The organism is Citrobacter sp. Awk 2 (genome assembly GCF_028069815.1).
Classification (GTDB): Bacteria; Pseudomonadota; Gammaproteobacteria; order Enterobacterales; family Enterobacteriaceae; genus Citrobacter.
Genome location: NZ_JANEWL010000068.1, coordinates 1 through 26,134, shown reverse-complemented (window position 1 = coordinate 26,134; position 26,134 = coordinate 1). Strand labels below are relative to the sequence as shown.

The 26,134-nt window shown below is 51.3% G+C and carries 23 protein-coding genes, 2 tRNA genes and 2 pseudogenes; 9 read left to right on the top strand and 18 right to left on the bottom strand.

The genetic code is table 11. From position 1 onward, the window contains the following. Nucleotides 1–213: 213 nt before the first annotated feature. Nucleotides 214–435 carry a hypothetical protein gene (locus tag NNO02_RS16180; protein WP_271455249.1) on the bottom strand — a complete coding sequence of 74 codons (222 nt, stop codon included), beginning with the start codon at nt 433–435 and terminating at the stop codon, nt 214–216. Between the two features lie 97 nt (nt 436–532). Here NNO02_RS16180 and NNO02_RS16175 point away from each other — a divergent pair, with 97 nt between their 5' ends. After that, nucleotides 533–1,045 (top strand): GNAT family N-acetyltransferase, encoded by a 513-nt coding sequence (locus tag NNO02_RS16175; protein ID WP_271440601.1) that lies wholly within the window; start codon nt 533–535, stop codon nt 1,043–1,045. Nucleotides 1,046–1,232: 187 nt separating this feature from the next. Here NNO02_RS16175 and NNO02_RS16170 read toward each other — a convergent pair whose 3' ends face one another. Next, nucleotides 1,233–2,102: a LysR family transcriptional regulator gene (locus NNO02_RS16170; protein ID WP_271455248.1), complete on the bottom strand. Its 870-nt coding sequence runs from the start codon at nt 2,100–2,102 to the stop codon at nt 1,233–1,235. Between the two features lie 174 nt (nt 2,103–2,276). Between NNO02_RS16170 and NNO02_RS16165 the strand changes: the two genes are divergently transcribed. Further along, on the top strand, nt 2,277–2,966 hold the full coding sequence (locus NNO02_RS16165; RefSeq protein WP_271455247.1) for an aspartate/glutamate racemase family protein: 690 nt from the start codon (nt 2,277–2,279) through the stop codon (nt 2,964–2,966). A 294-nt stretch (nt 2,967–3,260) separates the two neighbouring features. On the opposite strand, the gene dsbG is transcribed toward NNO02_RS16165, so the two are convergent. The 5 genes from dsbG to NNO02_RS16140 all read right to left on the bottom strand — a co-directional run bounded on the left by dsbG (nt 3,261) and on the right by NNO02_RS16140 (nt 8,302). Continuing rightward, a complete protein-coding gene (dsbG, locus tag NNO02_RS16160; protein ID WP_137383449.1) occupies nt 3,261–4,019 on the bottom strand; it encodes a thiol:disulfide interchange protein DsbG in 759 nt (252 codons plus the stop codon). A gap of 44 nt (nt 4,020–4,063) precedes the next feature. Beyond that, complete coding sequence (locus NNO02_RS16155; protein WP_271455246.1) at nt 4,064–4,786, bottom strand: DsbA family protein; 723 nt, start codon at nt 4,784–4,786, stop codon at nt 4,064–4,066. A gap of 5 nt (nt 4,787–4,791) precedes the next feature. Further along, nucleotides 4,792–6,843 carry a protein-disulfide reductase DsbD family protein gene (locus tag NNO02_RS16150; protein WP_271455245.1) on the bottom strand — a complete coding sequence of 684 codons (2,052 nt, stop codon included), beginning with the start codon at nt 6,841–6,843 and terminating at the stop codon, nt 4,792–4,794. A gap of 46 nt (nt 6,844–6,889) precedes the next feature. Continuing rightward, a complete protein-coding gene (locus NNO02_RS16145) occupies nt 6,890–7,270 on the bottom strand; it encodes a hypothetical protein (protein ID WP_137383279.1) in 381 nt (126 codons plus the stop codon). Nucleotides 7,271–7,753: 483 nt separating this feature from the next. Beyond that, nucleotides 7,754–8,302 (bottom strand): AAA family ATPase, encoded by a 549-nt coding sequence (locus NNO02_RS16140; protein WP_271455244.1) that lies wholly within the window; start codon nt 8,300–8,302, stop codon nt 7,754–7,756. Between the two features lie 263 nt (nt 8,303–8,565). Between NNO02_RS16140 and NNO02_RS16135 the strand changes: the two genes are divergently transcribed. The 5 genes and pseudogenes from NNO02_RS16135 to NNO02_RS16115 all read left to right on the top strand — a co-directional run bounded on the left by NNO02_RS16135 (nt 8,566) and on the right by NNO02_RS16115 (nt 9,880). Further along, nucleotides 8,566–8,898 (top strand): EmrE family multidrug efflux SMR transporter, encoded by a 333-nt coding sequence (locus tag NNO02_RS16135; RefSeq protein ID WP_271450243.1) that lies wholly within the window; start codon nt 8,566–8,568, stop codon nt 8,896–8,898. Nucleotides 8,899–8,931: 33 nt separating this feature from the next. Next, nucleotides 8,932–9,282, top strand: coding sequence for a GNAT family N-acetyltransferase (locus NNO02_RS16130; RefSeq protein ID WP_271455243.1), 351 nt, complete (start codon nt 8,932–8,934; stop codon nt 9,280–9,282). 16 nt (nt 9,283–9,298) lie between these two features. Further along, nucleotides 9,299–9,525, top strand: a pseudogene (locus NNO02_RS16125) (glutathione peroxidase); the annotation flags it as partial. Nucleotides 9,526–9,723: 198 nt separating this feature from the next. Beyond that, nucleotides 9,724–9,800 (top strand) — tRNA-Val (locus NNO02_RS16120). A 3-nt stretch (nt 9,801–9,803) separates the two neighbouring features. After that, nucleotides 9,804–9,880, top strand: a tRNA-Val gene (locus tag NNO02_RS16115). 67 nt (nt 9,881–9,947) lie between these two features. Here NNO02_RS16115 and NNO02_RS16110 read toward each other — a convergent pair. Then, a pseudogene (locus NNO02_RS16110) lies at nt 9,948–10,745 on the bottom strand (MBL fold metallo-hydrolase). Nucleotides 10,746–10,993: 248 nt separating this feature from the next. Here NNO02_RS16110 and NNO02_RS16105 point away from each other — a divergent pair. Next, on the top strand, nt 10,994–11,734 hold the full coding sequence (locus NNO02_RS16105; RefSeq protein WP_271455242.1) for a substrate-binding domain-containing protein: 741 nt from the start codon (nt 10,994–10,996) through the stop codon (nt 11,732–11,734). Here the strand turns inward: NNO02_RS16105 and NNO02_RS16100 are convergent. The 6 genes from NNO02_RS16100 to puuE form a co-directional block, all read right to left on the bottom strand. Beyond that, nucleotides 11,703–12,455 (bottom strand): ABC transporter ATP-binding protein, encoded by a 753-nt coding sequence (locus NNO02_RS16100; RefSeq protein ID WP_271450247.1) that lies wholly within the window; start codon nt 12,453–12,455, stop codon nt 11,703–11,705. The genes NNO02_RS16105 and NNO02_RS16100 overlap by 32 nt on opposite strands. Continuing rightward, the gene (locus NNO02_RS16095) at nt 12,452–13,456 is read right to left on the bottom strand and encodes a FecCD family ABC transporter permease (RefSeq protein WP_271455241.1); all 1,005 of its coding nucleotides are present in this window, start codon (nt 13,454–13,456) and stop codon (nt 12,452–12,454) included. The genes NNO02_RS16100 and NNO02_RS16095 overlap by 4 nt, the downstream gene beginning before the upstream one ends. Continuing rightward, complete coding sequence (locus tag NNO02_RS16090) at nt 13,443–14,498, bottom strand: ABC transporter substrate-binding protein (RefSeq protein ID WP_271455240.1); 1,056 nt, start codon at nt 14,496–14,498, stop codon at nt 13,443–13,445. Before NNO02_RS16090 ends, NNO02_RS16095 begins: the two co-directional genes overlap by 14 nt. A 164-nt stretch (nt 14,499–14,662) precedes the next feature. Further along, nucleotides 14,663–15,673, bottom strand: a complete 1,011-nt coding sequence (locus NNO02_RS16085; protein WP_271455239.1) for an ABC transporter substrate-binding protein — start codon at nt 15,671–15,673, stop codon at nt 14,663–14,665. 9 nt (nt 15,674–15,682) lie between these two features. Continuing rightward, a complete protein-coding gene (locus tag NNO02_RS16080) occupies nt 15,683–17,815 on the bottom strand; it encodes a TonB-dependent receptor (RefSeq protein ID WP_271455238.1) in 2,133 nt (710 codons plus the stop codon). Between the two features lie 215 nt (nt 17,816–18,030). Beyond that, nucleotides 18,031–19,293: a 4-aminobutyrate transaminase gene (gene puuE / locus NNO02_RS16075; protein WP_271455237.1), complete on the bottom strand. Its 1,263-nt coding sequence runs from the start codon at nt 19,291–19,293 to the stop codon at nt 18,031–18,033. Between the two features lie 105 nt (nt 19,294–19,398). Here puuE and pdxR point away from each other — a divergent pair, with 105 nt between their 5' ends. Beyond that, complete coding sequence (pdxR, locus tag NNO02_RS16070) at nt 19,399–20,877, top strand: MocR-like pyridoxine biosynthesis transcription factor PdxR (RefSeq protein WP_271455236.1); 1,479 nt, start codon at nt 19,399–19,401, stop codon at nt 20,875–20,877. A 98-nt stretch (nt 20,878–20,975) separates the two neighbouring features. On the opposite strand, the gene NNO02_RS16065 is transcribed toward pdxR, so the two are convergent. The 4 genes from NNO02_RS16065 to NNO02_RS16050 form a co-directional block, all read right to left on the bottom strand. Beyond that, on the bottom strand, nt 20,976–22,184 hold the full coding sequence (locus tag NNO02_RS16065) for a c-type cytochrome (RefSeq protein WP_271455235.1): 1,209 nt from the start codon (nt 22,182–22,184) through the stop codon (nt 20,976–20,978). A 3-nt stretch (nt 22,185–22,187) separates the two neighbouring features. Continuing rightward, on the bottom strand, nt 22,188–24,080 hold the full coding sequence (locus NNO02_RS16060; RefSeq protein ID WP_271455234.1) for an NAD(P)-binding protein: 1,893 nt from the start codon (nt 24,078–24,080) through the stop codon (nt 22,188–22,190). Nucleotides 24,081–24,171: 91 nt separating this feature from the next. Next, nucleotides 24,172–24,645, bottom strand: coding sequence for an ester cyclase (locus NNO02_RS16055; protein ID WP_271455233.1), 474 nt, complete (start codon nt 24,643–24,645; stop codon nt 24,172–24,174). Between the two features lie 11 nt (nt 24,646–24,656). Then, on the bottom strand, nt 24,657–26,084 hold the full coding sequence (locus NNO02_RS16050; RefSeq protein ID WP_271455232.1) for a gamma-aminobutyraldehyde dehydrogenase: 1,428 nt from the start codon (nt 26,082–26,084) through the stop codon (nt 24,657–24,659). Nucleotides 26,085–26,134 lie beyond the last annotated feature (50 nt).

Sequence of the window (26,134 nt, the reverse complement as noted above, 5' to 3'; positions counted from 1 at the left end):
CAGTTAATAGCGGGTTATAGCAGCTATTAATGTCTCCCTTTTCATGTCCCTGCCCCAAAAAATGCCCCCAAATCTGCCCCCAAAAACTCTCCCATCCATCTGTCAAGGTCATATCAAAGTTGCCCCTCAGCTCCACGCCTGGCGCGGAGTATACGCATCCGTGTAAGTGCACAATTTTCCTATGCCACTAAAGCAGCGAGTTCCCATCGACATTCAGTCAGCTTTATACGCCAGCCACTCGCGCCAGACATTCTCAGGATCAATATCGCGGTAGCCGCGCTCTCTGATTATATCCTCAGCTGCTTCGGCCGACAGGCAGATGGCTGTAGCGCCATCGCGGATGGACTCAACCTCATCGCGGATCAATTCCCGCCCCATGTCCTGTTCTTTATTAATCAGGACGACGATCAACGCAGGGATAAAAACAATCTTCATACTGATAAGCCTCTGAAATATTCGCATACCACTGTATCACTGACAATTTTGATATAGTTCAGTAATCGTTAATTTATTACCAGGACGGGTATCATTCATGTCATTACAAATCCGTGAAGCCACACCGGCCGACGCGATGTTGCTTAATGCGCTGGGTTACCGCATCTACCGCGCACACTTCGAACATCTGTGGGAGTCTGAGTCTGAACTGGAAGCTTTTTTAGCAAGCGAATTTTCTCTGGACGAGCTGGAACAGAGCCTGAAAGAGCAAGCGGTTTGTTGGTATGTTGCAGAGACCGATAGGCCAATTGGTTTTGCGAAAGTGACCTATGAAAGCAGCATCCCTGATACGAATATATCAGGGATGCTGCTTAACAAACTCTATCTTGATCCTGCTGACACCCATAAAGGTTACGGTCAGGTCATGTTTGACACCGTCAAAGAGCTGGCCCGGGCCAGGGGGAAAGACTTTGTATGGCTGGAGGTTCTTGAACAGAACGAACGCGCCTGTAATTTCTACCGCAAACAGGGCATGACCTTAATTAAAAGCGACTATTTCAAAACTGCTTCACAGCAGAGCGTCATCAGGATCATGGGGATCACTGTCTAGCGTGTGACCGGCCGCTCCGTGCCAGAAGCGGATGTTGATAGTTTTAGCTTAACAAACGGGGAGCGGATTAAAGCCGGGCATTGGCGTATGGCAGGGTGGAAAAAGTTAGTAGTATCATTTCACTCAGTAGGGATCTCAACATTGCAGACACTGTCAGGCGGTCATAATCCAAAACTAGTTGCAGTTGTCAGGCAATTCCAATGTTTGAAGACAAGATATCAATCAGGGCACAGGTATTAGCCGTGAGCCCTCCCTTACGCCATATCAGTTCCGTTGTTATTTGGCTGTTTTCACTTTCAAAGGGATGGATTGTGATGAGTTCCTGTGTCGGAAACGTATCGAGGATTGGTGTTGGTATCACCCCCGCCCCCATTCCTGCACTGACACCCCCCAGAATGGCATGGTAGGAGGACATTTCTGCCAGCCTGTAAGGTCTGATCCCAGCCTCTCTGAACCAGGTTGTTAGCCGGTCGCGATAGGAGCAACCGTCACTGAATACCAGCAACGTTGTGTGAGCTAAATCGGCAGCAGAACGTATCAGCGGGAAATTTGCTGCGGCAATAATAACCAGTTCTTCCTTGTAAACAACCATGCGTTCCAGTCTGTCATTAGCCGGCGCGTCGGCAATGAAGGCTGCATCAAGTTCGTGGCTAAGCACTGCATCGAGCAGTGTGCGGCTTATCCCGGTAACCAGCTCCACCTTTACTGATTGATGTTGCTGGTAAAGGCGCGCCAGCGGCTCAGGCAACCTTGTTGCGGCCATACTGTCGAGCGCACCCAGTCGGAACCGACCGCCAGGCACCGGCTTTACCATCTGCTGTTCTGCTAAGGTAACCAGCTCGATAATCTTCAATGCATTGTTATAAAGCACCTGGCCTTCATTTGTCGGAAGAAACCTACGACCAGACCTTACAAACAATGTGGTTCCGAGCTGGATCTCCAGGTTCTGAACGCGAGTAGTTATTGCGGAGGGGACTCGGCAGAGCAAATTTGCTGCTGCAGTAATAGTACCTGTTTCTACCAGTGCTATGATGGTTCGGAAGTCAGCTATATCCATATTTTCACCATAATTGAAAATTGGATTCTATTTTATTCAATTGAAATGAATCTACATGTTTTTTAATTTATTTACTCCATTTAAACAGCTACCAGCCTCCCAGCTAGTCTCAAGCGCTTGTTGATCATCGCAAAATGGTCACGTTTGATTAATACGGGAGCTATTGAGGGTAAAATGAAAAAACTTGGATTAATCGGCGGCACCGGACCAGAATCAACATTGCTCTACTATCGCAAATTTGTTTATGAAGCTAACAAAAGAATTGGCGATACATTCTTCCCGTCTCTAACTATTGAAAGTATCAATGTATATGACGTCCTGACCATGTGTGGACGGAAAGATTATGAAGCGCTGACGAAGTACCTGGCCAAGGCTGTCGGGAATCTGGTGGCCGCCGGGGCTGAAGTCGTCGCCTTGACCGGTAACACACCACACATCGTCTTCAATGAACTCCAGTCGTGTACAAAAGTTCCTCTTGTCAGCATTATCGAGTCCACTTGTGCAGAAGTTCAGACTCTGGGCCTGAAAAAAGTAGGTCTCGTGGGAACACGATTTACAATGGAGGGTGACTTCTTCAAACGGCCTTTCACTGAAGTAGGCATCCAGGTGGTCATCCCGCATGCTGACGAGGTTGATTACATCGCAGAAAAAATCCACGATGAACTCGAAAGAGGCATTATTAAGTCACAGACGCGAGACACGTTTACCGCGATCATTGAGCGGATGTATCAGGATGAAGGCATTGAGGCCATCATTCTGGGATGCACAGAGCTTCCCCTTTTGTTCGCGGGTACAGAGTTACCTGTTAAAGCACTGGACACGGTTGATATTCATATTGAGGCGTTGTTTAAAGCTCTTCAGTAGTGTTTTACATCAATTTGCGGAAAGAACCGGGGGCGAACTGCCCCCTTTGTTTAACACGCTACGATTTAAGTAATGCCTTCATAAAAATTCGAACTTCCGCTGTCCGCTCACAGCGGACCTGACAACCAGTAGATTGGTCCGTTCTGTGCCAAGAACAGACGTTGGCACTTATACGCAAGCTTAAAAAATGGTTAGTGAAGTTGTGGCAATTAAACGAGTGTAAAAAATAGCGCCAGATCCGTACCAAAGGGAATCGGTCCCTGAACACGCCTACTGGCGCTACCAGTGATTTATTTAGGGTTTTGGACCGAACATATCGACCAGTTGCCCTGCGTCAGGCATGCCGATAACCTGCTGTAGCTCATTACTATCATTCATGTAGTAGATTGCCGGAGTCGCACTAGCCCCTAAGTCATCCATCAGTTTTTGGTGGTACTGAAGAAGACTAAACGTTTCTCGGGGAGTGACACCGTCAAAGCGAGGTAATTTTTTACCACCAGAAAGCTCATACTCTTTCCATGCAGTTACCGGATCGCTGGCATTCAGGATCGCTGTCGCATTTCTGCCGCTTTTGGGGTTTAGAAAAGCGACTAGGAGTGTATTCAGCTGTACCTTACCTGTTTTTACCCATGGCTGTGCTTCGGACCAGAACTCTTTGCAATAGGGGCAGAATGGATCGGCAAAGACAATGACTTTCCTGGGAGCAGAATCAACACCTTCCTTGAGGGGATGGGCACTATTCAGCGTTTTCCACATTTCGCGGCCTAAAGGGACATAAATCTCTTTTTTGAAATACTCTTCACTCAGATTTTTACCTTTTTCATCATAAAGATACCCCGAGATAACGTGTTTGCCATCAGGAGTTAAAAACAAGGTTACCCCCATATCCTGATACTTGCCTACCCAACCTTTAACACCCCCGGGCGAATCTATTTCTTTGATGATAGTTATCCCTTGCTGCTCTCCGAAATTTTTGACTATCTGAGGGACGGAAACCTCGGAAAAGGCCAGCCCTGGAATCATCCAGGCCGCCATTAACATAATATATTTCATCATATCGTCTCGATGTTCTGGGGGATCGCTCCCCCAGATGTTTATTACTGTTTTTTCAGCGCATCGCTGACCATGGCATCGAATTGTTCAAAAGGGATCCAGCCAGATAGCATTTCATCGCCAATCAGCGTTGCCGGTGTTCCCTGGATGCCTAACTTCTCGGCGATAGAAAGGCTTTTCTTAATTGTCTCCAGGCTTTGTTCGTCAGGTGTTCCCACAATGACACCCGCTTTCTTTTTCGCTTCCTCAATGCTGGCTGTATCGTGATATCCCTTTTTCGCCATCAGAATATCGTTAAATTTCATAAACTGCTCAGGGTGCGCACGCCATACGGTTAATGCGTCCCTTGCCGAGGTGACCGAACTTTCGGAACGATATGGCAAGAATTTGAATACCACAGCAACATCTGGATATTTTTCAACGATCTTCTCCAGGTAAGGATCGAACTTTTTGCAGTAAGGGCAGTTGTAATCCGTAAAAACGACCAGCGTCAGTTTCGGATTTTGAGCGCCAATGTGCGGTGAATTGGGGTCATGAAAAATAAAATCGCTGTACTGTGAAATAACTTTCTTCATCTGCTCCTGCCCGGCTTGCATATTTTGCTGATCGAGCTTTTCAGCGGCCGCGGCAAGTATCTCCGGATGGCTAAGCAGCGTCTCCTGAACAAGTTCCTGTACACGAGCCTCCTGGGCCGCGGTAAGCGGAGAAGAGGCCGATGCCTGCATAGATGTGGAGAGGAGAATGAGAGTGAGTAGTGTTTTTTTCATAGCAATTAACCTTTGGCCTGGGTGAGGACAGTAAGAACGGTTGGTTTATCAAGCAGCGGAGGAAGGACCTCGCCTTGAGGTGTCCCAGGGCCATAGACTTCGTTAAAAGGAATGGCGTAACTGTTTCTTTTCTGCAGGAAGCGGGTGATGAGTCCGGAGGGTTTACTCCAGTCACCGCGCAGCGCCACTACGTCGGGTTGGTTAAGCGCACTGATGATTTCCGGTTGATTTAAAACCCGATGCTCATTGACCTTACATGTGACACACCAGTCAGCCGAGATATCGACAAAGACTCGTTTGCCCTCTGCAAGTGCATTTTGTATGGCTTCCTCGCTCAGAGGTTGCCAGTTAATCTGCTGAGAAGATGCATCAGACGAAGAGGTCATTGATTCCCCCTCAATGAGACCTCTAATCTGATACCCGCCAAAGGCGGCCAGCGCGATGACAACCAGCCAGAAGACTGGCGTCGTTTTCTTGTCGGTAATCAAGAATGCGATAAGCGCCACTACAGTCAATAACAGGGCAATAAGACCGCTGGCAGTGCCGCCCAGATGAAGGCTCAAAAGCGTTGCCAGCCAGAAGCTGGAGGCCAGCATCATTAAACCGAGCACCACTTTTAATGTATTCATCCAGCGCCCAGGTCGAGGAAGCAGCATTGCCGTTTTCGGGATTAAGGCAACGAACAACCAGGGTAAAGCCATTCCCAACCCAAGGACCAGGAAGATTAACCAGAGTTCCTGAAGAGGGGCAGCAAGGGCAAAAGCAACGGCGGTTCCGAGGAAAGGGGCGGAACAAGGTGTTGCCAGCAGGGTGGCAAAAACCCCTTCACAGAAGCTTCCCACTATTCCGGATCCACCAGCAGTCGCCATCCGGCCGACAGCGGATGAAGGTAGCAGCATCTCGAATACCCCGAAGAGATTCATCGAGAAAATAAAGGTAACAGCGACCATTAAGCCAATAAACCAGGGATTCTGAAACTGAATTCCCCAGCCAAGAGAGGAACCTGTTAACTTCAGAAGGGTGACCATCGTGGCCAAAAGGGCAAAGGAGGTCAGGATACCTGCACTGGTGGCAAGGAATCGCAATCTGACTTTACTCTTATCCGATCCTGAGTGAAGCACGGAGCTGAGCTTCATCCCCATGACTGGTAATACACAGGGCATGAGGTTGAGGATTAATCCCCCCAGTAGTGCGAAAAAGAGTATTTTCCCTAGCTGAAGCGCTGGTTCCCCCTGCGATTGCTGCGTTGAGTCTGCCGATTGTTCATCTGCCCCAACAGCGAGGGTGGTCTGCTGGGCTTTCCCGTCATTTGTCAGGACAAACGACAGATTTTTTCCGGCCAATGTTACCGGTTTTTCCCCCCATTCATCGGTGACCGGAACCGTGATCCTGATGCTGGAACCCTCACTGTGAATATCGGGATCGCCAGGAATGATTCCCCCATCCAGTGGATCAAAGTAAATACCAGGCGTTTTCCAGTCGCCCGTAGCTGTACCGGTGATCACCAGATTCCCACCGACAAGATGCGCGGAGAGATCATCCGACAGTCCTTTATCTGCCGGGATAGTTCTCATTGCATGCTCAAAGGCATCCTGAAAACCTTCGTCAACAGGCTGATTAAAGTCCAGATGAAGCTTATAGTCGGTTAAAAGACACACGTTGCTGCAGGTGGATAACGTGAGCGTACCATCAAGCACGTCATCCGGGTCCCCGGTGATAATCATGGGGATGATGACGTGCTTGTGATAACCCTGCGTTGTCAGGCCTGAAATCTCGAAACGCGAGGGTACTGGCCAGTACCACTGAGCCTGCTCACCATTTTTCCAGGTGATTTGAGGGGCGACGCCACCCTCCCCCGGCGAACGCCAGTAGGTCTTCCAGCCAGGGGCTAGATCGACATAAAGCAGGCCATAGATATGATCTTTACTTCTCTCAGCCTGGAAGCGAATTCGGGCATGGTCATTTTGTGGGGATGTCAGCCATCCTGTGTCTGCTGCATGCGCGACGCCCATGCAGGTCAGCAACAGGAAGACAATCCTCCTGAAGATATTCAACATTTTTTTCTCCGTAAATTAAAAAATTAATCGTGTTTAAAACGATTATTCATTCACGGAAAACACAGTTTACGAGATGGATTCGAAGTGTTGGGGGCCGGACTGGTTCATCCCTGAATACGTAAGTACGAACCTCTGCGAAAAGCTGAAGCAGAGCCAGGAATATGATGACGGCAGGCAAGGCACCGTCAAAGAAGACGGGTTGCGTGCAGAGCAGAGAGCATCCGCTAATCTGACAGGGGGAAGGGCCATGCTGACTTTCATCAGCATCTTGCCCAGCTGAGACAGCAGGCGTTGTTAACGGCTGGACCTGATGGGTAGCGTCCTGTAAAAAATGGTGGAGATAGACCGCCCGCTGGGCAAGGCAGATAGCCATGGCCACGCAGGTCAATATCAAAAACCATTTACCAAGAAGCTGACGATTACGCATAGGATACCAAGATATTCATAGCCCACGAATCATAAACAATCTTTATAAATGTACAAGGGATAGCAGTGTAAGGTTTTGTCTGGAGTGTTGTCATCGTGCAATGATTTGTCTGGCGCCCGGGAGTATCTTAAGTTTTAGAACCGCTCTCATCATTAAACTTGTAGTTTTTCTAGCAGCATCCATTAAACAGAGTTCAGTCGATACTCCCCGAGGTGTCTCCTTCATAAGGCAACAGCGAGTCGCTTATTCAACCGGACTGTACCTGTAGTAACCCGTGAATGTCGCTGTCAGTATTCGCTCGCATGATGAATGCAAGCATGCTGATTAGGAAATTGAGATTGAGGCAGCGTCCGCTCCTCGCTCACAGCGGACCTTCAGATCCGTTAGTTAGTCCACTCCGTGCCAGGAACGGAAGTTGTATATTCACTGGAATGCGACAAATTCAGGTATGGTGATTCGTCATTACGCGTAGTTGATATTTTATCAACGTACCATCCTGGAAAGGATAAAATCCACACGTTCCTCTACAGAAACACATGGCAATTCAATCAACTGATAATCATACGTACGGTATGTTTTCACCATTGCCTGATATGTCGCTATGGCGATATCGAAAGATTGTTTACGCTCTGTATCCTGTACATATATGTCACGCCAGGGTGGTGCAATAAATACAGTTCGGTTATAGCGAAATTTCTCGATGGCATTTTCCAAATGCCTCGGTATGGTAAGTTCAGAAAGGCTTAAATAACCTACAACATCAGGAACACCACGGTCGAATAAGCATGGTTGTGTTTGCCCTTCAGCTTCGTGCCACGAACGCATTTCCCAGGATAGCATGAGCTCTGCAAATGCAGTCTGGTTGGCCCACGGTAATGCATTGCCACCTATGTTCACCTGATCTTGTATAACGCCTCTTCCCGCTTCTTTAGAGCACCAAAACCCTCGTTTTTTAATCGTATCAATTATCGTGCTTTTGCCTGACCCTGGACCACCTGTAAGAATGAAACGATGTTGAAAAGCTGAAGACATTGAACCCTCCTATACATTTATAGACGCGATAAAGCAGCAATACTGATGGCGCACGTTTCACGAGTTGCCAGATTACTTGTTGACGGTTTTACTAGCTACATTTTATATCCCCATTGAATATCTGCTCCCGCTCAAAGCGGACCTTGCAGTGCTTCGCCAGATGCCATGAAACGGACGTTTCAGTAGTAGTTTGGGTTGTGTTCAAACTCACCCACCCCTTTGTGCTACGATATTTGCTTTAGATTGTCACATAGGATCAGATTTTGAATTCATACATTTTCCTTGCCGGGGCCATCGTAGCTGAAGTCATAGGTACAACCCTGATGAAGTTCTCTGACGGATTCACACGCCTATGGCCATCTGTAGCAACTATTGTGTGCTACTGCACCGCCTTTTATCTTCTCTCCCAGACTCTGTCGACCATTCCGACGGGTATTGCGTACGCAATTTGGTCAGGTGCTGGAATCGTATTAATCAGCCTTTTGGGCTGGTTGGTCAGTGGGCAAAAACTTGATTTTCCGGCGATCGCAGGCATGCTTCTTATTTGTGCTGGGGTTCTGGTTATTAATATTTTTTCAAAATCCTCCCTACATTGATTCTCTTATCTTGCTCAAGTAGGAAAAGCGCATATGAAAATACCAAAACTCCATACGGAACGCTTGCTGTTAAAACCATTAGAAGCCGAAGATGCCTCGCAGATTCAGGTGCTTTATCCACGCTGGGAGTTAGATCCGGAATATCAGGGGCAGGGTTTTATGCGTGAGGCCAGTAATGTCGCTACGGATTACTGGTTTAATACGTTAAATAAGACGGTATTGCGTGCGCCGAAAGCATCTCTCAATATCCGTTCCAAACGTATATCAGACAGTAGCGGCATGCGGCTTATCAAGACGGAAAAAAAAGAGTATGTCAGCGGGTTGCTGGATTCTGAACTTTGGGAAATCACGCGCGACGAATGGAACGCTCGTCAGGTTGGTTAATATAAATGATGGAATGTACAGTGTGGGCTTCCCGATGTTTGAGAAAGTGGAAGTCAACGGTGCCGCTACGCACTCGGTATTTCGTTACCTGAAAGACGAATTATCCGCCGCGCTGGGTGGGCGGATCAAGTGAAATTTTACTACGTTCCTGATCGGGCGTGACGGCAAGCCGCTCAAGCGTTTTATCCCTTCACTACCCCAGAGAAAATAGAAACCACTATTCTTACCGCGCATAAAGTCTGAGCGCCCCTGTAATTCAATCCGACCCTGTCTGCTCCAGTTCGCTGTCTGAATAAAAAACACGCTGCAAAATCAACAAAATATAATCAACTTGCTTAATTACTCTGCAATCGCGTGAAAACATGCAGAAAAATGCTAATTCCCTCTTGCCTCATTCGGTCTGTGCCGCTAATATTCGTCCCCGTTGTCACCTACAACGTTGCGTTCATAGCTCAGTTGGTTAGAGCACCACCTTGACATGGTGGGGGTCGTTGGTTCGAGTCCAATTGAACGCACCATTTGCGTCCGTAGCTCAGTTGGTTAGAGCACCACCTTGACATGGTGGGGGTCGGTGGTTCGAGTCCACTCGGACGCACCAAATCATATCCCTTTGATTTGGTGCTTTTCTACTTCGAAAATTCTCAAACGTTCTCCTGAAATTCGCCCTATTCTTTGCGCAGACAAGTAAGATACTTCTGCACCGATCGCTCCACAATCTGTCTGGCATTAAATTTAATATCCTGACCTTCAAATGCACCATAGAGTCGGTCGAATCTGACATCCTGCAACGCGTGCATAATGTGGATAACCGCGCTTGCCGACAATGGCAGCATATTGGGGTAGCTTCACATAAACGACACTGCATCCGCACCGGGGGTGACCTGCAGAATATCGCCCGCGAGGATTATCCCCTCTCCATCATCAATATGCATAATACTCCCCCCCGCAAAATGTCCGCCCAGGCGTAACAACGTCACGGTAGGGAGCAATTTATGCACATCGCCTTCCCATAGCCGAATAGAGGGACTGTCACGCATAATCCACTGGCGATCGTCAGCATGCAGATAGATTGGTGCATCGAATGCTGCCGCCCAATCCTGCATCGTGGAGTAGTAGTGAGGATGCGAAATAGCAATAGCGCTCAACCCACCCAGCGCGGTGACGAGCGTCTGCGTGGCCGGGTCCAGATTCGCAATACAATCCCAGAGCACATTCCCCTGTGGGGTGCGTAGCAAAAATGCCCGCTGATTAATGGCAAACCGTGGCACAGTCTGAATGCTCAGTAGCAAATGCTCATGCTGCTGCCATTTATTCGTATGCGTCGCGTGAAGCACGGCTGGATCGATCCATGATTGCCCGCTAACGGGAACATACTGGCGCTCATCTTCGCAGATTTTGCAATGCGTTATCGCCCCTTGCGCATCGTCATAGGACGTCCCGCAGGTCTTACACAAGATTGTCATTTGTCTTCCCCCTGCACGCATGCCCTCTTCCGTTCCCGTTCAGGATCTTTTCATTACGGTCAAAGCATAGAACAAAAAAAGATAGCGTCAGCATCCCACCGCACCCTGGATCAAATACCCCGATGAATGTGACTACGACACCAAATGATACAAGCGGAACCGCGTCACCAGATGCCTTCAAAATCCCTTGTACAGAGCGTATCATTCATCTTCTTCGCCTAACCGCCATAGCCCAGAGATCAGATTTCATGCCCTCTTCAATCACCCTCCTTGCTGCGGGAAGTTTACGACTGGCATTTACCCCACTGCTCAATCAGTTCACCCGCCTTAGCGGCATTGAGGTCAACGTTGGCTATGGCCCGGCAGGGTTGCTACGCGAGCGTATTGAAGCCGGGGAACCGTGTGCACTGTTCGCCAGTGCAAATCGGGCACATCCGCAACGGCTACTGGACACACGCCAGGCCGTTTCCACGCATACACTGTGCTGGAATCAACTGGGTCTGGTCACCAACCGGCGCGGTGAATGGCTGGATTTACTTCGCGACCCGGTACTGCGTATTGGCACATCCACACCGGGTTGCGACCCTTCCGGTGATTATACCTGGGCATTATTCGACAACATGGATGCACTGGAACCGGGCCTTGGACGACAGCTTCGTGCACGCGCCCTGCCACTGGTTGGCGGCCGCGATACGCTCAGCATCCCGCCTGGTGAGTTGGCAAGCAGTTGGATTCTTCGCCAGGGGTTGGCCGATCTGTTTATTGGTTACGCGCATTATGCAAAAGCACTCGGTTCACAGTCCGATGTTCGCTACGTTGCTATTCCTGCTGCACAGAACATCTTGTGTGAATACCAACTCGCGGTGCTCGATGCTTCTGAGGAAGTGATGAGACTGGTTAAATTTATGCTTGCCCACGACGGTCAGGCGTTGCTGACCGCCGCCGGTTTCTTGCCCGTTAACGCTGGATCGCAAACAGCGGCGCAATAAACGGAGTCTGATAGTTTTCCACACTAAATTTTCGCAATGGCAGGCCATAGGCCTGGAACAGATTGTCTTCTGTCACCACGCCGTCTGTCGGCCCTGCCAGCCATTTGCCCTCGGGAAGCAACAGCAGCGTATGGGTTGCAATCTGTAAGGCGTGCAACGGATCGTGCGTCGAGAAAAGCACGCTACAGCCCTGCCGGTGAGCCAAATCGCTGATGAGCTGTAGCACGACCTGCTGATTAGCAAGATCCAGCGCTGAACATGGCTCATCAAGCAACAGCGTCTGGCATTCCGTAACCAGAGCGCGGGCAATCATCACCAGTTGCTGCTGACCACCAGAAAGTGAGCTAAACGATGTGGCGGCGAGATGCGCAATGTTTAGCTGTTCCAGCGCCTGCTCCGCCCGTTGTTGATCCTGACGGCTGGGCTGAGCAAACAATTTTACGTGCTGCGCCCGCCCCATCAACACCACATCGCTCACCGTATAGGGAAACGGCAGATGGCAATGCTGGGCCACAATGCCTATCCCCCCATGAACGTCAATACTCCCGCCCAGTGCGGGTCGCGTGCCCGTAAGCGTATCCAGCAGCGTGCTCTTGCCCAGACCGTTTCGCCCAAGCACCGCCCAGATCTGGCCTTGCTCACACTGAAAAGTGAGGGGGTCAAACAATGGAGAGCGATAGCCATAGCTAAGCTGATTCACGCTGAGCGCAACAGATGTCATTGTTTCCCCCGACGACTGGTACGAATGAGTAAGAAGGCAAACAGCGGTGCGCCGAGCAACGCGGTGATGATCCCCAGCGGTATTTCCGCATGCATCAGGGTGCGGGCGATATCATCGACCGCAATCATAAAACCGCCCCCCATCCAGAATGCACACGGGAGCAAGCGACGATGATCAACACCCACCAGCAGCCGCGCAAGATGGGGAATAACCAGCCCGACCCAGGCAATGCTGCCGCTGACCGCCACCTGAGCGGCAACTAAAAACGCGCAGCACACCAGTACGCTACGCCGCAGCGGGACCACCGCCACGCCCAGCGCTTTAGCATCTTTATCATTGAGCGATAACAGATTTATCCGCCAGCGCAACTGGTACAACATCGTCGCCGCAATAGATACCGGGATCGCCAGCAGCAGGACTTTATGCCAGTTAGCCGTGGCAAAACTGCCCAGCAGCCAGAATACGATGTTGGGCAAGGTTTCTTCCGTATCGGCCTGGTATTGAATCAGGCTCACCAACGCGGCAAAAAAACCACTTAAAATGATGCCAGACAAGATCAGCACCAGCGTATTTTCCAGCCCCTGTAAGGCCGCAATGGCATACACCAGAATGAGCGCCGCCAGACCGAAGAAGAAGGTTGACCCCATCATCAGCCACGGCTCAAGGCCCAGCAGAATGGCCAGCGTCCCACCGAAGGCCGCCCCCGAGGTTACGCCTATGATGTGCGGGTCGACCAATGGGTTGTGAAACACCCCTTGCAAGGTAGCACCACACAATCCCAGCGCGCCACCCGCCAGCAACGCCATCAGAATACGCGGTAGTCTGACCGTCCATATCACCTGACTGGCAATATCCTGCGCATCGCCAAAATGGGTGAGTTGATAAAACACTTCACGTAGCGACAGCGGATATTGTCCGAGACACAGCGAACTAACCCCCAGCACCAACACCCCTACTATCAGTAATGATTGCAGGGGGAAACCCCGTTTACTTAGCAGCATCAGACTGCCAGTTCACACGATAAAAACGTTGGTAGTAATCCTGCGCCTGCGCATCCACGTCGACATTCTTATAGGCATCCGGGTAAAGTTTTTTAGCCATCCACAGCTCACCTATCGCCAACGCTTCCGGCATTGGATAGCCCCAGGCTTTGGCATATTCAGGCATCAACCAGACACGATGATTTTTCACCGCATCAATGCCCTGCCAGTTAGGATCGTTTTGGATCTCTGTGACCACCTGCGGATATCGATCCTGAACAAAAATCACCTGCGGGTTCCACGCCAGCACCTGCTCAAGCGCCACCTGACGTGCGCCTTTCACGCTGGCCGCCGCCACATTTAACCCACCCGCATGTTGCATCATCAGGCCGGTGTATTTCCCGGAACCGTAGGTCATAAGGTCAGGGTTAGCCATATAAATGCGAACCTTTTGCGCTTCCGGTATGGCTGCAACTGGTGCATTGAATTTTGCTCGCGCCGTAAAGACGTAATTGATCAGCGTTTCCGCCTGCGTTTTACGCCCTACCACATCCGCAATCAGGCGGATCCCCTGCTTTAAACCTTCGTTGTAGACCTGCTCTTCATCAGCCATCGTCGGGTTCATTTTATTCTGTTGCCCGGCAATATCCTGACGTAACGAGATAGCCACCACCGGGATACCGGCATTCTGAATCTGCTGGATCATCTCGGCGGGCGCATAGTTGGCGACAAACACCACCTGCGGATGAATCGCCAGCAGACTTTCGATATTCACGCTGGTGAGATCGCCAGGCGTAGGCAGCGTAGTTATTGTCGGCATGAACCGGGCAAACTCAGGCCCAAGCTGTTTTTTCCAGCTCGACATCACGCCGACGATATCCTGCGCAGCATCCAGTTGCACCAGTATATTCAGCGTCTGGTGTTGCAGAACAACCACCTTATCGACATGGTCAGGGATCGTAACCTGACGCCCAAGCTGATCGGTGATAGTACGATCCGCCTGCGCGGAAAAGGCAAAAAACATGCTGGCGCAAACCAGCACAAAAGAGCGAAGCGTTAACATAGATACCATCTGGACTGGGAAAAATTCGATATGCATTAAATTATATAACGTGATAACTGGCAACCCATTATCGCCAGGCACGGTATACCTCCACGCGGTTCGTCACGGCAAATACAGCGTGTAACCCTGAACTGGCCTGCATTTGCCCGCCCGCGCTTCCCGTTTTACTCCTGTGGGGGTAGCCCGGCTAAAATCCGCATCGCCTGCGCCTCGCTAAGCGAATAATCAAAAAACTGGCGGTAAAAATCGCGGGTTACGTTCACCATATCCAGACCGCTAAACAGTGTTGGATGCAGTTTTGACGCGGCCCACAGCAACTGCAACGCGCTTTCGGTTCCATAGCGATCCCAGGGGAAGACGCCCGCCGGATTGCGCCAGACTTTGCCCCGTTTCACCGCGTTAAGTTCTTTGAACAATGCGGCATAAGGTGAACGGGCAATATCGCCACATCCCGCCCCGAGAATAATCACCTCCGGCTGCCAATACAGCACCCGTTCGGGTGAGACTTCTTTCATGTTACCGTCCACTTCCCCGGCGACGTTCCGCCCACCCGAGAGCGCAATCCAGGTATCAATCAACGTGTTTCTACCGTCGACTTTCAGTGGGTTTAGCGACTGAATGTGCAGAACCCGCGGGCGCTGATTTTCCGCTAACGTCGCTGTTTTAGCGTGAACATCCGCAATAGTGCGGGTTAAAAATTGATTATATGCCACCGCCCTGGCGCGCGCCTGGTCCGTACCCAACACGTCCGCCGTGGTCGTGACCGACTTTTCCATCGACGGATAATCAGTAAATGCCATTTCCAGCGTCGGGATACCCGCCTGGTTGTAGCTCTGCGCATCCCCCTTGCCCTTTGCGACAAACAGTACGTCGGTATGCAGAGCCAGCAGAGCCTCGCTATTAAATGATGTCCCGTGAATTTGTAAGGCCTGATTAAGCGATGGGTTTATTTTGAACATCCACGGCTGGCTCTGTGGATGGTTGACGGTGGCGACAATCTGACGTCCCGCCCCCAGCGTCATCAGCACCGAGTGATGGGCAAACCAGCTATCCGCAATACGTTGAACCTGTGTGGGGACGGTGACAGTGTGACCGGCATCATCCACAACCTGACGCGTGGCCAAGGCGGGAAATGCCAGCCACACACAGAGCAGCCATGTGTGGCACGTTTTCATCAGCAATCCTTAAAAATCAACCTGAACAGAAATCTGCGCCTGACGGGGGGCGCCAAGTTGCGCACTGGCCGCCCCGGCCCCCGTATAACCCGTCAACGCGCCGGGGACAATGTTGGTCCAGTAGCGGCGGTCGGTCAGGTTGGTGATATCAAACCGGAAAGTCGTGGGTGTGTTCCACAGTCTGGTGGCATAGCGGCTACCAATATCCACCGTGGTATAACTGCCTACCCAGGTATCATTCGCGTTATCGGTAGCCCGACGTCCGACGTAATGCACGTTGGCATCCACATCCAGTCCCTGAACCTGTTCAATGCTATAGACTGCCAGCACATTCGAGGTAAAGCGTGGCAAGCCGACAACCTGCTTACCATCTGCAGTACTGGCGGCAGTGTTGTGCAGCATGGGGTCCAACCAGGCGGCTCCCCCTAACACCCGTAAATTTTCCGTGATATGCCCATCAGCCATCAGTTCCAGCCCGCGGTTTTTCTGCGAACCGTCCTGAGCAAATTCACCGTTGTCGTTGGTATAAGCAAAGGGACGTTTTGCTTCAAATAGTGCAGCGGTGAGCAGCAGATCTTTGACGGGCGCATATTTTGCCCCCACCTCCACCTGATGGCTGCGATACGGATCCAGTACGTGTCCTGCGTTGCTGGCCCCGGCCGGTGCGGTATCCCCCTGCTGCAAACTGTCAGCCCAGGTGGTGTACAGCGTGACGTTCTCAACCGGTTTATACATCAGGCTGGTGGAGCCGCTCATGCCGTTATCCTTTTGGTGACTGGTTTCATGACCGGATTTGTTATAGTTGCTGACGGTAAACAGGTTTTCGCTACCTGACAGCAACAAACTCCATTGCGGAGTGAAATGCAGCGTATCGCTTAACAGAAATGCATGCTGCGTAGTGGTCGCCGAATGATAGCGATGAGTAAAGTCAGGATAAGGCGGGCGTGGATAGTCGGGATGTTGATCAAGTGAAGAATGCCCCAGCGTAAAGGTTCCCCCATTTCTCGGGTTATAGTTTTTCCATACAAATCCGCGCATTCCGGTCGCGATATCCTGCGTCAACCAGCCGGAATCAATGCTGCCGGTCAGGTTCGCTAAATAGCTGTTGATCGTAAAACGACTGGCCGCTGAATTCGAGGTCGTGGTGGTGTAGTGACCCCGATTATCCGTCAGGGTATTGGTTACCGCCGTCGATTCGCGGTCAGCCACCTGGTGCAAGGCCCCCAGATCCAGCATCCAGTTACCGTCAAAATCATGCTTGATGTGCATGTCCGCGGTGGTCGTTTCATCATCATGACCTGCATACGACTGACCATATTTACTGTTAGTCGGATCGAATGCCGAAGGAAACTGCACGCCTTTTGCCAGCGCAAAGCTGCCCGGCATGCCTTTTTCGTAATAATGGTAATAGCTGAAATTACTCTCCAGCACGGTTTTCTCGGTCAACTGAAAATCCAGGCCCAACCCCGCGTACTGCCGACGAACATGACTATCGGTGGTGTAACTGTGCCCTTCATCATTCATCAGGTTGAGGCGGTACTTCACTCTGTCTCCCTCGTCGACAGGCCCGCTGAAATCCATTGATGCCAGCGTTCCTGACCCTGTACCTTGCCCTACGGTAACCCGATGCAGTGGCGTATCCAGAGGGCGTTTCGAGACCAGATTAAACATCCCCGCCGGGTTGGCTGGCCCGTATAGTGAACCCGCAATACCGCTCAGTACGTCTATATTCTGGAACTGCTCTGTCGGATATTCGGTGGTGGAAACGGCATTCAGCCCATCAATCATATGGTTTTGCACCACGCTCCCTTGCATGCCACGGGTTTGTGGTCGAACACCCTCTCCCTGAACGGACGGTATGTAGCGATAAACATCCTTAACATCTTTGATTTGTTGCTGATCAATCACCTTTTTCGACAGTGTTTGTACCGACCACGGAACATCAATTAACTCTCGCTGGCCCAGGCTACCGATCGTCGCCTTTTTTTCAGCCGCCGCAGGCTCCTGCTCGGGAAACGAAGATTGAGCAGGCGCGGAGGCAGTCACGGTAATGGTGTCATCAGCATGGGCCGACAGGGGGGCAGCAAGACAAGAAAAAGTCAGCAACCCGGAGGCAATTGGGGTGATTTTGCAATTTAACATGTGTTGATTCAATTCGTTAGATAGAAAGACTGGCGGTCGCTAACACAAGCGCCTTCTCTTGCGGGGCACGTTTATTATATTTGTATGATGAATAAGATAGGCTTAATCGATATATATGTAAATATATAACGAAAGGGATTGGCGAATGGGTGACAACAAAAAAGCCGACGGTAATGGCTACTGTCGGCTTTACACACGATCGGTTTTGAACGAGATTACTTCATCGACGTTTTGATTATCTCTAACGCTTTTGCAAACTGATCCTGCGGAATAGTCAGTGGGTACAGGAAGCGGATCACGTTGCCATACTGACCGCACGTTAACAGCAGCAGCCCCTGTTCAAGCGCTTTTTTCTGCACGCGCTGCGCGACGGTGGCACTGGGTTCACCCGTGGCTGCATCGCAGAATTCAGCGGCAATCATCGAGCCTAATCCCCGCACTTCAGCAAGTTCAGGACACGCTGCACGCGCATCGGTCAGCACAGCACGCAGTTGCTCGCCAAGCGCTGCTGCACGCTGGCACAGCTTTTCATCACGAATAATATCCAGCACCGCATGAGCTGCCGCAATCGATAGCGGGTTTCCGGCGTAAGTCCCCCCCAGTCCCCCCGGCGCAGGTGCATCCATAATATCGGCTTTGCCTACAACACCCGACAATGGCATCCCACCCGCAAGGCTTTTCGCCATGGTCATCAGGTCTGCTTTATCCGCATAGTGATCCATCGCAAACAGCTCCCCGGTACGGGCGAAACCACTTTGCACCTCATCGGCAATCATCACGATGCCATGCTCATCGCAGATACGGCGAATTGCCGCGACAAACTCCGCCGGTGCGACAACAAAGCCGCCTTCACCCTGAACGGGTTCGAAGATAATCGCAGCGACCTGGCCCGGATCGATATCCGCTTTAAACAAACGTTCTATCGCTTTAATCGAGTCTGCAGTTGAAATCCCCTGCAGCGCAGAAGGATACGGCGCATGGTAAACGGACCCCGGGAACGGGCCGAAGCCTTTTTTGTATGGCGCCACTTTGCCGGTTAATGCCATCGTCATGTATGTCCGCCCGTGGAAACCACCGCCAAAGGCGATAACGCCAGGGCGACCGGTGTGAGCGCGGGCAATTTTAACCGCATTTTCCACGGCCTCAGCCCCGGTAGTAAAGAATGTCGTTTTACGCTTACCGTCAATTGGCGCCACGGCGTTGATTTTCTCCGCCAGCGACACATAGCTTTCGTAGGGAACAATCTGATAAGCCGTATGGGTAAAGGCTTGCAGTTGCGCTTCAACGGCCTGCACCAGACGAGGATGGCGGTGCCCGGTGTTCAGCACGGCTATCCCGGCGGCGAAATCGATATACTGATTGCCTTCTATATCGGTAATCGTGCTGTTTTCAGCCGACTGGGCATAAAAATCACACATCACACCCACGCCACGTGGGGTGGCATCCAGACGACGTTGTTGCAGGTTTTTATTGTTCATTCTCTACACCTTGTCCATAAACACAATTGGTTGAATTACCCTTTAAATTTAGACGCCATCTGGTACTTTAATCGAGAGCCAAATCGTTTTATTTTAAGGATCCAAATGCGTTCACTTGCCGGAGATGTGATCAAGCATGCATTTAGCCAGCAGACGGACGAGAAGCTGCATCGTCGCCTGTATGCCGCCATCTGTAGCTGCATCCTCGAGGGTAGCCTAAAACCCGCTACCCGCATGCCTCCTTCACGCGACCTGGCGAGTGAGTTGGCGTTATCACGGAATACTGTCCTGCGGGTTTACGAGCAGTTGCAGGCCGAAGGCTATATCTCCGCGCGCACCAGCAGCGGCACATTTGTGACCGACAGCGTGCTGGACAATCTCGGCCTGGCCCCTAATAAACAACTGGTTTCACCTGCGACACATGAAGATCACACCAGTTTGTCCGCCCGTAGCCTTGAACTGCTAGGGCATGCCAGCGCCAGTCCCCGCCAGTGGGGGGCTTTTATTCCTGGTGTACCGGACGTGCATTCTTTCCCGCATCGCACGCTGAAAAAGATTCAGGATCGGTTGGCAAGGCGGCTACGCCCGGAGTTTCTCACCTACGATGCCACGGGTGGTTTGATTGAACTGAAAGAAGCGCTGGCGGACTATCTGCGCACCGCACGCGGCGTACGCTGTACGCCAGATCAAATATTGATTACCGAGGGCATTCACCAGGCGTTGGATCTGGTAACTCGCTCTTTATGTAATCCTGGTGATAATACGTGGATCGAAGAACCCGGTTACTGGGGAATAAAAAACATTCTGCGCATCAATGCGGTCAACTTTTCGGCCATCCCGGTGGATGAACAAGGCATGGTTCCGCCAGCTTGCGTCGACCCGGCACCGAAACTCATTTTTGTGACACCGTCACATCAGTATCCGCTTGGCCCGGTAATGAGCCTTGGTCGACGGCGGCAGCTACTCTATCAGGCACGTGAAACGCACAGCTGGATTGTGGAAGATGACTACGACAGCGAGTTTCGTTTTTCCGGCCAACCCATCCCGTCATTGCAGGGGCTGGAAGAAGATGCTCCGGTTATCTATATCGGCACCTTCAGCAAAACCCTCTATCCGGCACTGCGGCTCGGGTACGTTGTGATACCTAAACCGCTTGCCGCCCCACTGATGAAGGTACATAACGATCTCTATCGTGGTGGGCATCTCCTGATTCAGGCGGCGCTGGCTGAGTTTATTCGTGAGGGTTACTATGCGGCGCACATCCGTAAAATGCGCCAATTATATAGCCGCCGACGACATACGTTGGTAGAGCTCATTGTCAGCCAGCTTGGTGAGGATTATCTGGGGCCTTACAGCAGCAACGCCGGGCTACATCTGATTTTACAGCTACCTGCGGGTACTGATGATAGCGCCATTGCCCAACAGGCCAACGCACAAGGTCTTCTGGTTCGCCCACTTTCTCGCTACTACGTGAAAGAAGAAAAACGCAGCGGTCTGCTACTGGGCTTTGCCAGTATTGAAGAACATGAGATGGCTGCGGCGTTTACCCGACTGGCGGGTATTATCAGAATAAACACCGAGTAAGCACTGCCGGATGGCGGTGCAAGCACCTTATCCGGCCTACGAATTACGCATTTTTGTAGGCCGGATAAGCGCAGCGCCATCCGGTATCATCGCACAGATTAATGTGAGGCTTTTTTAATCCCGGACAGATCTTCCTGGCTTATCTCACCATTACCCTCACCCCAGCTTTTACGCACGTAATTGATCACGTCGCGCATTTCGCTGTCGCTGAGCAACCCACCATAGGCTGGCATCTTAAAGGAGACATTCCCCCGTGTCGTCGGTGTTTCTGCGCCGTGGGCAATCACCCTGAACAACGGCGTTGGGTCGTCTACCATCACTAACGGGTTGTGAATGAGCGAAGGTGCATTATCATCGGTTCCTTTCCCTTCCAGACCATGACAGGTCGAGCAGTAGCGGTTGTAAGTCACTTTACCCGCTTCAGGCGAATTCGACCAGGAGGCCGTGGCAGCTACCGTACGTGCCGGTTCCGTCTTCTCACTTTTCAGGCTCAACAAATATTGTGCAATCGCCGTGGCATCTTCGTCCGTCAGATACTGTGTGCTCTGGCTGACGACTTCAGACATCGATCCCGATACTGCAGCATGTTTGCTTTTCCCCGTCAGCAGCAATGACGTTAACGCCTGCTCAGACATCCCGGTTCCCCGTAGCGATGGCGCATACCAGCCGTCGATCATCGCCCCGCTCAGATACTCAGCATCGGCATTGGTATAGGCTTTTTCGTTCATCGCCATCCCTCTCGGGGTATGGCATGACCCGCAGTGACCCGGACCTTCTACCAGATAAGCCCCCCGTTTTACCCGTGCTGCCGTATCATCCGCTTTGTTGTCTTCAACAGCGGCAGTCGGCGCATCGGTAAACAACCAATTCCAGATATGCAGCGGCCAGCGGGCCGAGAAAAGCCAGGGAATAGCGTTCTCTTTATTGGGCTCTGCTGACGGCTTAACATCATGCGTGAAGTAGCTATACAGCGCCTGAACATCTGCGTCGGACAGTTTCGAGTAAGAAGGATAAGGCATCGCCGGATACAGGGGATGACCGTCTTTGGCAATCCCCTGGCGCACGGCTTTCTCAAAATCGTCGTAAGAATAGTTGCCGATACCGTGAGTCTTATCCGGGGTAATATTCGTCGAATAGATATCACCAACCGGCGTGGGGAACTTCTTGCCTCCCGCCATCGCCGCTCCGCCTTCCGCGGTATGGCATGCCACGCAGTCTGAGATCCTTGCGATGTACTCACCGTTAGATTCAGCGGCAGAGACAGAAGCAGTAAACAGGCAGGCGATTAGAACGGTTACATTACGCATAGATCACCCCATATCCTTGAGTTCATTGACCGCGCGCCATGCCTGATCGATAGCAGCATGAGCATAAGCGCTCCAGTCAGCATCAGAGTTAGCGATGGCAATACGTCCGATAGGTTTACGCGCCCGCTCAATAATCTCCGGCATTTTTTCCATATCGTCGAACAGTGAATTAGCGTAATACGCATAACCATGCGCCCAACGGTTAACAGTAATGGCCGCGATATCCCGCTGATTGTCAAAACCGGTTGAGCCAAACATTTCCTGCAACTGAGAACGGATCATCTCTTCATGTGCGGCAAACGTGGTCCCCAGCAGATAAGCACGCCCCAAACGGAACTGCTCCCTCGCGGACAGATTACTGCCAGGATACGTGGGCACATAGACCATATGAATCACCATGGGCTCGTCCGGCGAGGCCGGGTGTTGGTATCCACCGATACTGACCGGATAGTCGAGCTTGATTCGGCTATAAGGCGCGGCCGGTGAATAAAACTCATGAACCCCCAATTGCTTAAATGCTTGCCAGTTTTTGACCACCACATTGGTGTACACCAGCGGCGCCTTCACGTTCAGTTTGAGATCGGCCTGCTGCTGCTCTGGCGTTTCCGGTACCAGATACGGGATCATCATGTTATAGCCCGCCATAATGGCGTTCTTACCGCGCACGCGATGCATTTTGCCGTCACGAAGATACGTGACGGCAACGCCCCCCTCCACGTTCGCCGCATTAATCACCGTGCTGTTCAGGCGCAAACGCGTGGAGTTTTCCGGCAGATCGAGCTTTTCATAATGCAGTCTGGCGAGGACAGAATCTTCCATGGTCTTGCCCGGCAGCGCGCCCGGCAGCATGTGTCTGACCAGCAACCGTGCCAGACCCGCATTGCCATCCGGGAAATGATAGACATAGGGTTCTTCGAGGTCGGCCAGCGATTCACCGTCCAGCGGCGGCAGCCCTAACGCTTCCATTCCCGGCAATGCGCACGCACGAGCATCACTACCGGATATGCCTTCAATACCGATGGCAAAGAAATCGTTGGAACGCTGCTGAAAATAGAGCAGCGCCATTTTGCTTAAACCAACCCTGGTGGAAAGAAACTCACTATAGCTGTGGGTATCCAGCCATTCCGTTTTCTCATCAACCGTCATCCCTGGAAGATAATCAACCGGACGTACGTGCAGATCGATTAGCGCTTTACGATCTTCCTCACTCAATGGGAAGTCATTGATAAAGTCTTCGATATTACGGCCATTGAGCCGATCTGGCGGAATATCATCGGATACCGCACGACCCGGATCACCGCTGACTATTTTCGTCTCACCAAAATTCTTTTTATCGAAGAAGACGCCGCGACTAAGCTGCCAGTCGGGGTAGAAATTAACGTCAAAACTCTTTTTCAACCGCGTGACGCTTACGCCGACAGTTTCCATCAGCTTATTCACTTCGGGGCTGAAGTTATGCGCGGGTGATTGAAAGGCTTCACTTCCGCCATATCCGATAAGTTTTTTGCCTGCGGAGGTGAATTCGTTGCGTTTGGCGTGACCACCAAAATCATCATGGTTATCGAGGATCAGCACCTTGCTGTTTTTCCCGGCCAGTTCATGCCAGAAACAACCTGCGGCCAGTCCGCTGATACCGCCGCCCACAATCACCAGATCGTACTCTTCCTCTACGGGCAGAGCGCTTAAATCAAAGTGCTTATGTTCACGGCCTAACGCATGGGCCATTTCAAACGAACCCGGATGGTTACCGCGTAGCCCCGTTAACGCCGGCGGATAATAACTTCCATCAATAAATTCGTGCCCCTTTCCTGCCGCTCTGACCAGATCCAGAGGGGTCAGTCCCGCAGCGATCGTCACCGCCACGCCGTTGAGAAAATCACGTCGGGTAATTGCCATTAACTTTGTCCTTTTGCCACTGACACATTGTCCTAAAAAACACTACAAATGAGAGGTTCCCCCCTCGTAGATACAAGGAGGACACCGCCGACTACTTCACTGGCTTCAGCTCTTCATCCAGTTTTTTAGCGTCATAATAATCACCCTGCCAGGTGATTTTTCCTGCCTTAACATGAATATAGCTGACACCTTCAAATTTGATCGGATTATTTGTCGGCGGGCTTCCCGCCCATTCGCCGCTATTTTTACCCGAGAATTCCCAACGAAATGCCACAGTATCTTCATCAGCAACAGGTTTACCGACCATTTTCCAGGTCAGATCCGGGACCGCCTTAATAAATGCACCGATCACATCTTTTTCAGCTTTTTCCCGCCCGTTTACCGGCTCCCCTGCGGCGGCATCGTAATAAACGGCATCGTCCGCCAGGTACTGCGCTGCCAGCGGCGCATTATGCGCATTCCATGCTGCCATATACGCTTTTACCGTGTTCAGCGGTGAGCTTTCTGCCAGGCTGACCCCTGAGAACATCACCAATGAAAGTACGGCTATTTTTAATGTTTTCATCGTATTACCTGTTATTCGGAAATATCACACATGATATGTTTCACCCGGGTATACTCATCGAGCGAATAAGAGGAGAGATCTTTTCCGTAGCCGGATTTTTTGAATCCACCGTGCGGCATTTCGGCGCACAGCGGAATATGACTGTTAATCCAAACTGTGCCGAAATCGAGATCAATACTGAAACGCTGCGCGCGACTGTGATTGCTGGTCCAGACGCTCGCGGCCAGGCCATATTCCACATCGTTCGCCTTGTGCAACGCTTCTTCATCACCAGAAAACGACTGAATGGTCATTACCGGGCCAAACACTTCGTGTTGAATGGCTTCATCGTGTTGATGCAGGCCGGAAATTATCGTCGGTTCAAAGTAGAAACCCGGCCCAGGCCCCGCATGACCACCGGTTTCAATTTTCGCATGTGCAGGTAAACGCTCAATAAACCCCTTCACCTGCTCAAGCTGGTTTTTGCTATTCAGCGCGCCATATAACGCATCCTGATCCTGCGGAGGACCAAACTTGATACTTTTCGTTTTTTGGATCAGTTTTTCCAGGAACGTCGCATAGACAGAATCTTCCACCAGGATGCGCGTGGCGGCAGTACAATCCTGTCCGCCATTGAAAAATCCTGCGGTAGTGATAGCAGTAATCGCCTTGTCCATATCTGCATCAGCGAATACGACGGCGGGCGCTTTGCCACCCAGTTCAAGATGGGCCTTTGTCAGGTTAGCTGCTGCTGATGCCGCAACCTGCAGACCAGCGCGTACCGAACCGGTAATCGACACCAATGAAGCCGTCGGGTTAGAAACCACCAGCGAGCCAGTACTGGCCTTGCCCAACACGACGTTAAACGCCCCTCGCGGAAATAAAGGTGCCGCCAGTTCAGCCAGGAGCAGCGTACTTACCGGGGTGGTATCGCTCGGCTTTAAAACCACCGTATTGCCAGCGGCAAGCGCCGGTGCAATCTTCCATACCGCCATCATAAACGGGTAATTCCACGGTGTGACTTGTCCCACAATGCCCAACGGCTCACGACGAATCGTTGAGGTGAACCCGGCGGAATATTCTCCGGCGGCCTTCCCTTCCAGACAACGTGCTGCGCCGGCAAAAAAACGGATCGCATCGCACGACGCAGCGATCTCTTCCTTTTCGATAAAATGACGCAATTGACCGGTTTCCTGGCTTTGCGCGTTGACCAGTCGTTCAACATTTTTTTCTATCTCATCCGCCAGTTGCAGCAGTGCTTTTTGCCGCTGGGCAGGTGTCGATTTTTTCCATATGTTAAATGCCGCCGCGGCCGCCGAGTAGGCAAGCGCCACCTCAGTCGCACCGGCATTAGGCGATAACGCGTACGTTTCACCGTCAACCGGACTCACCAGCTCAAACGTGTCTTCTGTGTTACCCGCTACATATTGCCCGTTTATAAAATGCTTCAGGGTTCTCATGCCTGTCTCCCGCCAATTAATACATAAAGAAGCTTATGTAATATATATAT